Source organism: Plantactinospora siamensis, assembly GCF_042434095.1.
Classification (GTDB): domain Bacteria; phylum Actinomycetota; class Actinomycetes; order Mycobacteriales; family Micromonosporaceae; genus KBS50.
Genome location: NZ_JBHLUE010000026.1, coordinates 406,564 through 419,205 on the forward strand (window position 1 = coordinate 406,564; position 12,642 = coordinate 419,205).

At 75.0% G+C, this 12,642-nt stretch carries 15 protein-coding genes and 1 riboswitch; of the genes, 14 read left to right on the forward strand and 1 reads right to left on the reverse strand.

Going from position 1 to position 12,642, the window contains the following annotated elements:
* Positions 1–23 precede the first annotated feature (23 nt).
* Positions 24–443: a cupin domain-containing protein gene (locus tag ACFFHU_RS27165; protein ID WP_377343152.1), complete on the reverse strand. Its 420-nt coding sequence runs from the start codon at positions 441–443 to the stop codon at positions 24–26.
* Between the two features lie 110 nt (positions 444–553).
* On the opposite strand from ACFFHU_RS27165, the gene ACFFHU_RS27170 reads away from it, so the two are divergent.
* The 14 genes from ACFFHU_RS27170 to thiS all read left to right on the forward strand — a co-directional run bounded on the left by ACFFHU_RS27170 (position 554) and on the right by thiS (position 12,638).
* Positions 554–1,390 carry an alpha/beta fold hydrolase gene (locus tag ACFFHU_RS27170; RefSeq protein WP_377343153.1) on the forward strand — a complete coding sequence of 279 codons (837 nt, stop codon included), beginning with the start codon at positions 554–556 and terminating at the stop codon, positions 1,388–1,390.
* 10 nt (positions 1,391–1,400) lie between these two features.
* Complete coding sequence (locus ACFFHU_RS27175; RefSeq protein ID WP_377343154.1) at positions 1,401–2,015, forward strand: helix-turn-helix transcriptional regulator; 615 nt, start codon at positions 1,401–1,403, stop codon at positions 2,013–2,015.
* 21 nt (positions 2,016–2,036) lie between these two features.
* On the forward strand, positions 2,037–2,495 hold the full coding sequence (locus ACFFHU_RS27180; protein ID WP_377343155.1) for a DUF3291 domain-containing protein: 459 nt from the start codon (positions 2,037–2,039) through the stop codon (positions 2,493–2,495).
* A 96-nt stretch (positions 2,496–2,591) separates the two neighbouring features.
* Positions 2,592–3,185 (forward strand): dihydrofolate reductase family protein, encoded by a 594-nt coding sequence (locus ACFFHU_RS27185; RefSeq protein WP_377343156.1) that lies wholly within the window; start codon positions 2,592–2,594, stop codon positions 3,183–3,185.
* A gap of 137 nt (positions 3,186–3,322) precedes the next feature.
* On the forward strand, positions 3,323–4,063 hold the full coding sequence (locus tag ACFFHU_RS27190; protein WP_377343157.1) for a polyamine aminopropyltransferase: 741 nt from the start codon (positions 3,323–3,325) through the stop codon (positions 4,061–4,063).
* Between the two features lie 279 nt (positions 4,064–4,342).
* Complete coding sequence (locus ACFFHU_RS27195; protein WP_377343158.1) at positions 4,343–5,119, forward strand: pectate lyase; 777 nt, start codon at positions 4,343–4,345, stop codon at positions 5,117–5,119.
* Positions 5,120–5,290: 171 nt separating this feature from the next.
* Positions 5,291–6,616 carry a glycosyltransferase family 4 protein gene (locus ACFFHU_RS27200; protein ID WP_377343159.1) on the forward strand — a complete coding sequence of 442 codons (1,326 nt, stop codon included), beginning with the start codon at positions 5,291–5,293 and terminating at the stop codon, positions 6,614–6,616.
* Positions 6,613–7,350, forward strand: a complete 738-nt coding sequence (locus tag ACFFHU_RS27205) for a class I SAM-dependent methyltransferase (protein WP_377343160.1) — start codon at positions 6,613–6,615, stop codon at positions 7,348–7,350. Before ACFFHU_RS27200 ends, ACFFHU_RS27205 begins: the two co-directional genes overlap by 4 nt.
* The gene (locus ACFFHU_RS27210) at positions 7,343–8,482 is read left to right on the forward strand and encodes a prenyltransferase (RefSeq protein ID WP_377343161.1); all 1,140 of its coding nucleotides are present in this window, start codon (positions 7,343–7,345) and stop codon (positions 8,480–8,482) included. Before ACFFHU_RS27205 ends, ACFFHU_RS27210 begins: the two co-directional genes overlap by 8 nt.
* Complete coding sequence (locus tag ACFFHU_RS27215; protein WP_377343162.1) at positions 8,479–9,090, forward strand: class I SAM-dependent methyltransferase; 612 nt, start codon at positions 8,479–8,481, stop codon at positions 9,088–9,090. The genes ACFFHU_RS27210 and ACFFHU_RS27215 overlap by 4 nt, the downstream gene beginning before the upstream one ends.
* A 133-nt stretch (positions 9,091–9,223) precedes the next feature.
* A riboswitch (TPP riboswitch) is annotated at positions 9,224–9,333 on the forward strand.
* Entirely contained in the window at positions 9,327–10,694 is a 1,368-nt protein-coding gene (locus tag ACFFHU_RS27220) for a purine-cytosine permease family protein (protein ID WP_377343163.1), read from the forward strand. It overlaps the preceding riboswitch by 7 nt.
* Positions 10,691–11,314, forward strand: a complete 624-nt coding sequence (gene thiE, locus ACFFHU_RS27225) for a thiamine phosphate synthase (protein ID WP_377343164.1) — start codon at positions 10,691–10,693, stop codon at positions 11,312–11,314. Before ACFFHU_RS27220 ends, thiE begins: the two co-directional genes overlap by 4 nt.
* Positions 11,311–12,441, forward strand: a complete 1,131-nt coding sequence (gene thiO, locus ACFFHU_RS27230) for a glycine oxidase ThiO (RefSeq protein WP_377343165.1) — start codon at positions 11,311–11,313, stop codon at positions 12,439–12,441. The genes thiE and thiO overlap by 4 nt, the downstream gene beginning before the upstream one ends.
* A complete protein-coding gene (gene thiS / locus ACFFHU_RS27235; protein WP_377343166.1) occupies positions 12,438–12,638 on the forward strand; it encodes a sulfur carrier protein ThiS in 201 nt (66 codons plus the stop codon). The genes thiO and thiS overlap by 4 nt, the downstream gene beginning before the upstream one ends.
* Positions 12,639–12,642 lie beyond the last annotated feature (4 nt).

Below are 12,642 nucleotides of genomic sequence, written 5' to 3' on the forward strand. Positions count from 1 at the left end.
ACCGGCGGCGACCGGCCGGGACGTCACCCACTCGCCAACCGCCCCGGCGCTCGCCGATCCCTGCGCGCTTCGAGTTCCGCCTCGGTCGCGGGCGTGATCATCGGCTGGCCGGAGGGCGCGATCGTGACCACCACGTACCGGGTCCAGGCGTCGTCGAGGTCGTTGGCCGCCTGGTAGTGGATGACGTCGCCGCCCGGCTCCGAGAACGCCTCGCCGGCCCGGATCGTCCGCGGGATCGCGCCCTCCAGTTCGAACCGCAGGGCGCCCTCCAGCACGTACCCGAGGACCGGGCCGGAATGGCGATGTGGCGGCGTCCCGAGGTCGCCCGGGGCGAGGTCCACCCAGGTGGTCATGACCTCCAGCGGCCGCGGCGTCGACGGCGGTCCCACCGACAGCAGCATGGCCTGCGGCGCGGACGGGGTCTTGAGATCAAGCGCATCCATGACCCGAACGCTAGCAAGAATGTACCGCATGGTACATGTACCATGCGGTACAAGTATCGGTGACCGAACGGCGGAGACCGGGTGCCGGCCCGCGCGGCAGGGAGGCACGGATGTCCGAAGTGGAGCTGCGGCCCGGCGTCATCGCCTACACCGACACCGGGGGCCCGGGTCCGGTGCTGGTGCTCCTCACCGGACTGTTCGTCGGCGGGTCCGTCTGGCGCGGCGTGGTCGACCGGCTGCGTGGCGACTTCCGGTGCGTGGTGCCCGAGCTGCCGCTCGGGGCCCACCGTCGACCCATGCGGGCGGGCGCCGACCTGAGCGGCCGCGGGCTGGCCCGGCTCGTCGCCGACCTCCTGACGGCGCTCGATCTGCGCGACGTCACGCTGGTCGGACTCGACTGGGGCGGGGCGCAGCTGCTGGTGGCCGAGGGCCTGGACGAGCGGGTCGGGCGCCTGGTGCTGCTGCCGCAGGAGGCCTTCGACAACTTCCCGCCCGGGCTTCCCGGCCGCTTCGTCCGGCTCGCGGCGCGGATGCCGGGGGGCCTCGCGGCGGCCCTGCGGCCGCTGCGGTGGCGACCCGCGCGTCGGATGCCGTTCACCTTCGGCTGGATGTCGAAGCGGCCGGTCCCGGACGAGATCATGGACGCGTGGTTCGAGCCGGCCCTGACCAGCGCGGAGGTCCGGCGAGACGTGCGGGCGTACCTGCTCGCCAGCCGCCGGGGCGAGTATCTCCGGGCGGCGGAGCGGCTGTCCCGGTTCGACCGGCCGGCCCTGGTGGTGTGGTCGCCCGAGGACCGGATCATGCCACCGGAGCACGGCGAACGACTGGCCGCCCGCCTCCCGCGCGCCCGCCTCGTCCGGATCCCCGACAGCTACACGCTGATCCCGGAGGATCAGCCCGCGCGCTGCGCCCAGGCGATCCGCGCCTTCGCGCTGGGTGGGGGGTAGCGTCGGGCGCATGTCAGTGGAGGCCATCGGGTCGTTGCGGGAGCCGGTGCGCCGGGCCGTGTACGACTTCGTCGCTGCGCGGCCGGAGCCGGCGAGCCGCAACGAGGTGGCCGCGGCGGTGGGCATCGGCCGCACCCTGGCGGCGTTCCACCTGGACAAGCTGGTCGAGGCGGGGCTGCTGGAGGTCGCGTACGCGCCGCGCAGCGGTGGCCCGGGGGCGGGCCGGCCGGCCAAGCTGTACCGCCGATCGGCCGCCGAGCATGCGGTCACGTTGCCCCCGCGCGACTACCGGCTGCTCGGCGACGTGCTGGCGACCGCGGTCGAGCGGGCCGGCGCGGAGCCGGCGGCCTACGCGGTCGCCCGCGAGATGGGGGCCAAGCTCACCGGGGGAGACCCGATTCCGCACCTGGCGGAGCTGGGTTACGAGCCGTTCGAGGACGCGGACGGGACGGTCCGGCTGCGCAACTGCCCGTTCCATGCGCTGGCCGAGGGGCACCCGCCGCTGGTCTGCGGGCTGAACCTGGCGCTGCTCGCGGGCATGGTCGGCGACGACCGCGCCGTACGGCTCGATCCGCGCCCGACCGGTTGCTGCGTCGCGATCCGTTCTAAAAACAAAGAGCATTGACATAGACCGTACGCTGTCCTCATGACCGACCATCACCTCGCGCAGCTGAACATCGCCCGCCTGCGCGCCCCCATCGACAGTCCGGAACTCGCCGACTTCGTCGCCCAGCTACCGGAGATCAACGGTCTGGCCGAGCGCTCGCCCGGCTACGTCTGGCGGCTGCAGGACGAGTCCGGCGACGCGACCGCGTGGCGCCCCTTCGAACCGGACGTCATCATCAACCTGACCGTGTGGCGGTCGGTGGAGTCGCTGCGCGAGTTCGTGTACCGGACCGCCCACCTGGAGCCGATGCGGCGGCGGCGGGACTGGTTCGTTCCCCTCGACCAGGCTCACCTGGTGCTGTGGTGGATCCCGGCCGGCGTCCTCCCGAGCCTGACCGAGGCCAGCGAACGGCTGGACCTGCTGCGCCGGAACGGTCCGTCGCCGCAGGCGTTCACCCTGCGCGAGGCGTACCCGGCGCCCGGCCTGCTCACCGCCTGACGGTGCGGCGGGGGCGCCTGTCGATTCCGGCCCGGCTCGCTCGTGTAGCCGGTGCCGGGCCGGCGCTGGGCGGGCCCCGCGGCGAGGGAGGGCACGATGGGCCGGGTTGTGGTCGTGGAGAACGTGACGCTCGACGGGGTCATGCAGGCGCCCGGCGGGGCCGACGAGGATGTCCGGGGCGGCTTCCCGTACGGCGGCTGGGCGCGCCCGTACGCCGATCGGGCCCTGGCGGAGCGGACGGGCCTGGGCGCGGGCGCCGGCGAGGACGGCGGACTGCTGCTCGGCCGGCGCACCTACGAGCAGTTCCACGGCTTCTGGTCGACGCAGACCGACGGCAACCCGTACACCGAGGTCCTCAACCGCCGGACCAAGTACGTCGCCTCGCGGAGCCGTTCCGAGCCACTGCCATGGCAGAACTCCACCCTGCTGACCGGCGACGCGGTCACCGCCGTGGCCGGGCTCAGGGACGACCTCGGTGGCGACCTGGTCGTGCTCGGCAGCGGGGAACTGGTGCGGTCCCTGGCCGCGGCCGGGCTGGTCGACGCGTACACGCTGTCGATCCATCCGCTCGTCCTCGGGACGGGAATGCGGCTGTTCGCCGAGGGAACGGACGCGTACGGCGAGCTGGAGCTGGTCGCGTCGGAGACCACGCCGGCCGGCGTGATCATCGCCAGCTACCGCCCGCGATGAGGTGTGCCGGGTGGCCGGCGAGCGCGGCGGCGCGCGCCGGACGGCGCGCCGACCTGCGGCGGCAGGCGTCGGTCCAGGAGTGATCGGGCATGATGTCACGCTGGCGGACGCGTGACCGCAGGAAGCCGGGAGGCACGATGGGACGGCGCTTCGAGGAGCTCGACTGGCGGGAGACGCCGATGGGCGCCATCAGCCTGCGGCGGCGGCTGGACCCGGCGCTCAACGTCGACGTCTACGAGGTGAAGCTGGACGACGACTACCTCATGTCCAGCCTGTTCACCGTGGCCGAGGAGGAGCTCGGCCGGCTGGGCCTGGCCGAACTGCCCGGCGCCGACCTGGACGTCGTCGTCGGCGGCCTCGGCCTCGGGCACACCGCCGCGGCCGTGCTGGACGACCCGCGGGTACGGACGCTGACCGTGATCGAGGCGCTCGACGAGGTGATCTCCTGGCACCGGCGGGGCCTGTTGCCGCTGGCCGGCCGGCTCACCGGCGATCCCCGCGCCCGGCTGGTCCGCGGGGACTTCTTCGCGCTGGCAACCGACCCGGCCGGCCTCGATCCGGACTCGCCGGGCCGCCGGTTCGACGCCGTCCTGGTCGACATCGACCACAGCCCGCGGCACGTTCTGCATCCGAGCCATGCGGCCTTCTACACTCCCGCGGGCCTGCGCCGGCTCGCCGCCCGGCTGCGGCCGGGCGGCGTGTTCGCGCTCTGGTCGGACGACCCGCCCGACGATGGGTTCACGGCCACCCTCAGCGAGGTGTTCCGGGCCGTCCGGGCCCCCGTCGTGACGTTTCCCAACCCGCTGACCGGCGGCCAGAGCGCCAACACGGTCTACGTCGCGAGCGGGGCCGAAGGGGATCGACCGAGCGGGGGATGAGCATCAGGTCCGCCAGCGGCGCCGCATGCTCTCACCCGGGTTGATCGGCGGGCCGGCCCGCCGAGCCGGCGCTGGGCGCTGCGGCGACCAAGCAAGCGCTTACCTGACCAGGACAGCCCCGATGAATTCGCCGGCCACCTCTTTGAAGGCTGATTGAAATATTGACGTACATCGTTCTCGGACGTAGTCTGCTTGCGCGCTGAGAAAGCGCTTTCCAAACAACCATCGCCCACGTGTCCGCCGGCGCCCCCGTACCGGCGGGCAGAGAGAGAGGCAACGATGCAGAACCGGCCCAGGCGACCAGCCCGGCTGCTCTCGGCGATCGGCGCGGCCCTGACGGTGCTGGCCGCCATGCTCGCCGTGCCGCAGGCCGCGTCCGCGGCCACCGTCCCCACCTGGCCCACCAAGTCGGGCGACGTCGGCGTCTCCAGCACCATCAAGGTCAGCGGGACGCTGGACGGCGGCATGAAGCGGTACTGCTGCATCGGCAGCGGAAGCCAGAGCGAGAGCCAACCGCCGATGTTCGAGCTGGCGGACGGCGCGACGCTGAAGAACGTCATCATCGGCTCGCCCGCCGGTGACGGTGTGCACTGCACCGGCCGGTGCACCATCCAGAACGTGTGGTGGGAGGACGTCGGCGAGGACGCCGCGACGTTCCTGGCGACCAGCGGCGACTCATACGTCATCGGCGGCGGGGCCAGGTCGGCCTCGGACAAGGTCTTCCAGCACAACGGCGCCGGCACGGTGCACATCTCCGGCTTCTACGCCAAGACCCTCGGCAAGCTGTACCGGGCGTGCGGCAACTGCTCGAAGTCGTACAAGCGGCAGGTGACCGTGGACAACGTGATCCTGGACAGCGCCAAGTATGTGGTGGGCATCAACGTCAACTGGGGTGACCAGGCGACGATGCACGGCATCACCCTCATCAACGGCGGCAGCACGCACGTCTGCGCCGAGTACCAGGGTGCGCCGAAGGGCAGCGAGCCGACGTACCTCAGGGACGGCTGGGACGACGCGTACTGCCATGTCAAGCAGTCGGACGTGACCCGCCAGTAGCAGCATCCACCGGGCGTCCCGCGTACCTCCCGACCGGGGGAGGCGCGGGACGCTCGCCGTCGTTGCCAAGTGGCCAACCGCTCAGCGGGCACAGCGGCGAAACATGATCGGGTGTTCTAGGCTCGACCCAGCCCCTGCAAGGTCATCGGTGCCGACGGCGATGGGAGTCTGGTGAGGATCGCGCTGGCTTCCTACCGGAGCAAGCAACACTGCGGCGGCCAGGGCGTGTACGTGCGCAACCTGTCCCGCGAACTGGTGGCGTTGGGCCACGACGTCGAGGTGTTCTCCGGCCCGCCGTATCCGCGGCTCGATCCCGGCGTCCGGCTGACCCGGGTGCCCAGCCTGGACCTCTACCGTCCCGAGGACCCGTTCCGGCGGCCGGCGCTGCGCGAGTTCCGCGACCGGATCGACGTTCTGGAATACCTGACGATGTGCTCGGGCGGCTTCCCCGAGCCGCGCACCTTCGGCATGCGACTGTCCCGGCTGCTGGCCGACCGGGCCGGCGACTTCGACCTGCTGCACGACAACCAGACCCTGGCGCCGGGCATCCTGCGCATCGCCGACCGAGGGCTGCCGGTCCTCACCACCATCCACCACCCGATCACCGCGGACCGCCGCGCCGCGCTGGCCGCAGCCACCCGGGCGAAACGTCCGGGGGTACGCCGCTGGTACGGCTTCGTGGCCATGCAGCGCCGGGTGGCCCGGCGTAGCCCGCACGTGCTGACCGTCTCCCAGCGCGCCGCCGCGGACATCGCGGCCGATTTCGGGGTGCCGGCCGAGCGCATCCGGGTCGTGCCGGTGGGCGTGGACACCGACACCTTCCGGCCGGCGTCGGCCAGGACCGCCGGCCGGGTCGTCACGGTGGCCAGCTCGGACGCCCCGATGAAGGGGATGGACGTGCTGATCGACGCGGTCCGCCGGGTGCCGCCCACCGTGCTGCGCGAGCTGGTCGTGGTGGGCACGGCGAGCCCGGCCACGGCCCGGGCCGTCCAGCGGGCGGACCTGGCCGGTCGGGTCCGGTTCGTCAGCGGCCTGCCGGACACCGAGCTGGCCGAGCTGCTCGGCTCCGCCCAGGCGCTGGCGGTCCCGTCCCGGTACGAGGGGTTCTCGCTGCCGGCCGTGGAGGCCCTGGCCTGCGCGACACCGGTGGTGGCGTCCAATGTGGGCGCCCTGCCCGAGCTGCTCGGCGGCGACCGCCGGTGCGGGACGCTCGTGCCGCCCGGCGACGCCGAGGCGCTGGCGGCGGCGCTGGCCGAGCTGCTGGCCGACCCCCGGGCCTGCGCCGACCTCGGCGCCGAGGGCCGGCGCCGGGTGCTGGCCGGCTACGGCTGGCCGGCGGTCGCCCGGGCCACGGCCGAGCTGTACGCCGAAATCGCCGGCCACCCCGTCGCAGCGGCGCCCGCCGTCCCGAGCCCGGCGCCCGCCACCGGGCCGGTCCCGACCGCCGCCGGACCCGCCCCGGTCGACGCCGATTCCGGCTGCCCGGCGGCCGCATGATCACCGTCGACTACCGCCGGCTGGACGTCCGGCCCGGCCAGCGGCTGCTCGACGTGGGCTGCGGCGCCGGCCGGCACGCCTTCGAGGCGTACCGGCGGGGCGCCCACGTCACCGCCTTCGACACCAACGCCGACGACCTGCGCGCGGTCGGCGGGATGTTCGGGGCGATGGCCGAGACCGGCGAGGCGGGTCGGGTGGGCCCGGCCGGACCGTTGGCCCGGGCCACGACCGTGCAGGGTGACGCGCGGCGCATGCCGTTTCCGGACGCCAGCTTCGACCGGGTGATCGCGGCCGAGGTGCTGGAGCACATCGTGGCGGACACCGCGGCCATCGGGGAGATCGCCCGGGTGCTGCGCCCGGGCGGGCTGGCCGCGGTGACGGTGCCGCGCTGGTGGCCGGAGCGGGTGTGCTGGCTGCTGTCCGACGCCTACCACGCCAACGAGGGTGGGCACGTGCGCATCTACCGCCGAGCGGAGCTGACCGACCGGCTGGGCGGGGCGGGGCTGCGGGCCGCCGGCCGTCACCACCACGCGCACGCGCTGCACTCGCCGTACTGGTGGCTCAAGTGCGCGGTGGGCGTGGACCGGGACGTGGCGCCCGTGCGGGCCTACCACCGACTGCTGGTCTGGGACCTGATGCGGGCGCCGCGGACCACCCGGTGGACCGAGCGTGCCCTCAACCCGGCGCTCGGCAAGAGCCTGGTGCTCTACGTCCGCAAGCCGGCCGATGCCTGATCCGGACGGGCGGACCGCGCCGCACGGACGGGCCGCGCCGGACAGGCCGGCCGCGCTGAGCGGGCCGCAGTTGCGCGCCACGGCCGGCTTCATCGCCGCGCAGCAACGCCCGGACGGCGGCATCCCCAGCACCGCCGACGGGCCGCTCGACCCGTGGGACCACGTGGAGTCGGCCATGGCGCTGTCCGCGAGCGGGCTGCGGGCCGAGGCGGAGCGGGCGTACGCGTACAGCGCCCGTACCCAGCGGCCGGACGGGTCCTGGCCGATGCTGGTGCGCGGCGACGTGGTGGAGGACCCGGCGGCCGACACCAACCAGTGCGCCTACCTGGCCGTGGGGGTGTGGCACCACTACCTCGTGACCCGCGACCGCGGCTTCCTCGACGCGATGTGGCCGACCGTCCGGCGGCTCACGGAGTTCGTGCTGGCCGCCCAGCGGCCGACCGGCGAGCTGGCCTGGGCGGTCAACCGCCGCGGCCAGACCGAGGACTTCGCGCTGCTCACCGGCAGCGCCAGCGCGGTGCAGTCGGTGCACAGCGCCAGCCTCATCGCCGGCACGGTGGGCGCGGACCCGCGACCCTGGCATGCCGCGGCCGCCCGGCTCGCGCACGCCGTACGCCACCATCCGGGCCGGTTCGCCGACCGGTCCCGCTGGTCGATGGACTGGTACTACCCGGTGCTCGGCGGCGCCTGCCGCGGCGGCGCGGCCCGGCAACGCCTGGCCGACGGCTGGGACACCTTCGTCTGGCCGGCCTGGGGGGTGCGGTGCGTGGCCGACCGGCCCTGGGTGACCGTCGCGGAGACCTGCGAGCTGGTGCTGGCGCTCGACGCCGTGGGCGATCCGCGGGCACACCGGCTGTTCCGGGACGTGCAGCGGCTGCGCGACCCGGACGGCGGCTACCAGATGGGGTACGTGGTGGACGACCGGGTCGCCTGGCCGGACGAGCGTCCAACCTGGACGGCGGCCGCGGTGCTGCTCGCCGCCGACGCGCTGTCACGCACCTCACCGGGCGCGGCCGTGTTCGCCGACGCCGGTGCGATGGCCCGGGCCGCGCGGACCCCGGTGGCCGGCTGCGGCTGCCCGCCCGACGCCGAGCCCCGGTACGACCTCGCCGGGCAGGGGGTGGCGCCGTGAACCCGGAGCTGGCCCGGCTGGTGGCCGCGGTGCCCGGGTTCATGCCGGCGGACGAGGGGGAGGCCCTGCACGCGGCCGCCCGGGAGGCGGCCGCGGGCACCTGGCTGGAGATCGGCACGTACTGCGGCAAGTCGACGCTGATCCTCGCCGACGCGGCCCGCTCGGTCGGCGCCTGCCTGGTGACCGTCGACCATCACCACGGTTCCGAGGAGAACCAACCGGGCTGGGACTATCACGACCGTGCATTGGTCGACCCCCGGACCGGCCGGCTCGACACCCTGCCCGCCTTCCGGCGGGTCCTCGACGACCACCTGGCCGACGTGGTGAGCCCGGTCGTGGCCCCGACCCAGCTGGTGGCCCGCTGGTGGTCGGCGCCGCTGCGGCTGCTGTTCCTCGACGGCAACCACACCGAGGACGTGGCCCAGCACGACTTTCACGCGTTCGCCCGGCACCTCGTACCCGGTGGTCTGCTGTTGGTCCACGACGTCTTCCCGGACCCGGCCGACGGCGGCCAGGCGCCCTGGCACGTGGTACGGACCGCCCTCGGGTCCGGCGACTTCGCGCAGCTGGCCGTGCACGGCTCGCTGCGGGTGCTGCGCCGCGCCTGACGCGCCCCCGACCGGCCGCCGGCGGCGCCGCCCCAGAGCGACGGCGCCGGCGAGCGGCGTCGGCGGGCGGCGGCGTCGGACAGCGGCGGCCGGGTGGCGTAGAGTTGCCGCCATCAGAGCCTGCCGGTTCGCCAGCAGGCTCACGGGAGCTCGGGGATGACCGGGCTGAGAGGGCGGACGAACCTGCCGCCGACCGCTGGAACCTGTCCGGGTAATGCCGGCGTAGGGAGCATGCGATGGCCACCCCTGTTTCGTCCGTGGGCCGCGACGCGGCGCCGACCGCGCGTGACGGCGACGCCCCGCTCACCCTGACCGAGCCGGCGCCGCGGCCGTTCGGCCTGCGCGACGTCCTCGGCTTCTGGGGCAACCTGGGCATCAGCCTGCTGCTGCCGGTGGCGGCCTCATTCGTGGTGCTGCCCGGGCGACCGCTCTGGGTCAGCATGGCCGCCATCGTGGTGGGCGCGGCCATCGGCTCGGTGCTGCTCGGCCTCGGCGCCGCGGCCGGGGCCCGCGAGGGCGTACCGATGATGGTCCTGCTGCGCGGCCTGCTCGGCCGCCGGGTCTCCTACCTGCCGACGGCGCTCAACCTGGTCCAGTGCGTCGGCTGGGCCACCTTCGAGATCTGGGTCATCGCCGAGGCCGCCGCGCGGGCGCTGCACCTGCCGCGCTGGCCCTTCGTGCTGGCCGCGGGCGTGGCGGCCACGCTCATGGCGCTGCGCCCGCTCGGCGCCGTGCGGGTGCTCGCCCGGTACGCCGTCTGGGCCGCGCTGGCCTGCACCGCCTACCTGTTCGTCGACGTGCTCACCCATCCGATCGCGCCGGCCGGGTCCGGCGGCGCCACCTCGTTCTGGACCGCGGCCGACATCGTCGTGGCGCTGCCGGTGTCCTGGTTCCCGCTGGTGGCCGACTACACCCGGCACGCCCGCGGCCCGCGCACCGCCTTCACCGGCGCCACCGTCGGGTACGGCCTGGCCACCGTGGCCTTCTTCGCCCTCGGCGTGCTGGCGCTGTCCGCGTACCGGGCGGCCGGGCTGGACGTGATCGGCGCGCTGCTGGCCGTGCCGCTCGGCGCGGTGGCCGTGGGCGTGCTCGTGGTCGTCGAGCTCGACGAGGCGTTCGCGAACATCTACTCGACGGCCCTGTCCGCGCAGAACATCGCCGCCCGGCTGGACCGGCGGATCCTCGCGGCGCTGGTCGGCGCGCTGGCCACGCTGCTGGCGTTCACCCTGGACGTGCTCTCGTACGAGCCGTTCCTGTTCCTCATCGGCGCCACCTTCGTGCCGCTGGTCGGCGTCTTCGTGGTCCGGTACTTCCTCGTGCCCCGCGGCGCCTGGGACACTTCCGACCGAGCCCGCGCCCGGCCGGTGCTGCTGGTGCCGTGGGCCGCCGGATTCGTGGCCTACCAGCTCACCCTGCCCTCGGCGCTGGCCGGCGCCGCGGCCGGGTGGACGGCCTGGTGGGGACGGTGGCAGGCGGATCTCGGCATCGACCCGGCCAACGGCTGGTCGGCGTCGCTGGTGAGCCTCGTCGTGGCGGCCGCGCTGACGGCCGTGGTCAGCCTGCCCGCCGTGGTCCGCCGCGCGACGCCCGAGCGGCCGGCATGAGTCCGCCGCTGGGCCGGCTGCACGTGCTCACCGACGCCCGCGCCGGCCGGGACGCGCTCGGCGTCGCGACCCGGGCGGTCGAGGCGGGCGCGCCGGTGATCCAGCTGCGGGTCAAGGGCCGCACCGACCGCGAGCTGTACGACCTGGGCACCCGGCTGATGGCGATCTGCGCCCGGCACGGCACCGTCTGCGTCGTCAACGACCGGCCCGACCTCGCCCTGGCGATCGGCGCGCACGGCACCCACCTCGGCGCGGACGACCTGCCGGTGGCCGCGGTCCGCCGGCTGGTGGGCCCGGGCCACCTGATCGGCGGCACGGCCCGGGAGCCGGGGCGGGCGGCGCGGCTGGTGGCCGAGGGCGTGGACTACCTGGGGGTGGGTCCGGCGTACGGCACGAGCACCAAGGCGGGGCTGCCGACGCCGATCGGGCCGGCCGGCGTCGGCGCGGTGGCCCGCGCGGTCGACGTGCCGGTCATCGCGATCGGCGGCATCACCGCCGATCGGGTCCGGCCGGTGCTCGCCGCCGGGGCGTACGGGGTGGCCGTGGTGGGCGCGGTCTCCGACGCGGCCGACCCGGCCGCCGCGACCGGGTCCCTGCTCGACGCGCTGGGGGAGGCATGACCGACGTGCTGGTCGCCGGCGGCGGGCCGATCGGCCTGGCCGTGGCCTGGCGGTGCGCCCGGCGCGGCCTCGCCGTCACCGTGGTCGACGACGGCAGCGCCGGCGCCTGGCAGGCGGCCGCCGGCATGCTGGCGCCGGTGGCCGAGGCCGGGTACGGCGAGGAGCCGCTGCTGCGGCTCGGCCTGGCGTCCCTGCGGCTGTTCCCGCGGTTCGTGGCCGACCTGCGGGACGCCACCGGCATCGAGGTGCCGCTGCGCACCGCCGGCACCCTGCAGGTCGGCTTCGACGCCGACGACATGCGGGCGCTGGACGACCTGCACCGCTTCCACCGGGAGCTCGAGCTGCCGGCCGAGCGGCTCACCCCCGGTCAGGCCCGACGCCGGGAACCGGCGCTCACCCCGCGGCTGCGCGGCGCGCTGCACGTCCCGGCGGACCACTCCGTGGATGCCCGGGCGCTGCGGGCGGCGCTGCGGACCGCGGCCCTGGACGCCGGCGTACGGATCGAAACCGGCCGCGTCACCGCGCTCGCCGTCGAGGGCGGCCGGGCCGCGGGGCTCCGGCTGTCCGGCGGTACGAGCCTGCGCGGCGGCACGGTGGTCCTGGCGCTGGGCGCCGGCAGCGGAACCCTGCCCGGGTTGCCGCCGCTGCCCGTACGACCGGTCAAGGGTCTGGTGCTGCGGCTGCGCGGCGCCGCCGATCTCCTCGGCGGCACGGTCCGGGCGCTGGTCCGGGGCAACTCCGTCTACCTCGTCCCGCTGCCCGGCGGCGAGATCGTGGTCGGCGCCACGGTGGAGGAGAAGGGCTTCGACCCGGCCGTCGCGGCCGGCGCCGTGTACCAACTGCTGCGGGACGCCATCGAGGTCGTGCCGGCGGTCACCGAGCTGGAGCTGACCGAGACCGTGGTCCGGTTCCGCCCCGGCACCCCGGACAACGCCCCGCTGCTCGGCCCCGGCCACCTTCCCGGCCTGGTGCTGGCCACCGGCCACTACCGGAACGGGATCCTGCTCACCCCGGTGACCGCCGACGCGATCGCCGCGCTGCTCGCCGACGGCGCCCTGCCGGCCGTCGCGGCCGGGTTCGGGCCCGACCGCTTTCCCGCTCCGCGTCCGGAAGGGACGACCCGATGACCGTGACCCTCAACGGAACCGCCACCGACATGGCCGACGGCGCCACCGTGGGCGATCTCGTCCGCCGGTACGCCCCGGACCGGCGCCGCATCGCGGTGGCCCGCAACGGCGAGGTGGTGCCGCGCGGGGACTGGGACGGCACCGCGCTGGTCGAGGCGGACGTCGTCGAGGTGCTCACTCCGGTCGCGGGCGGGTGACGGC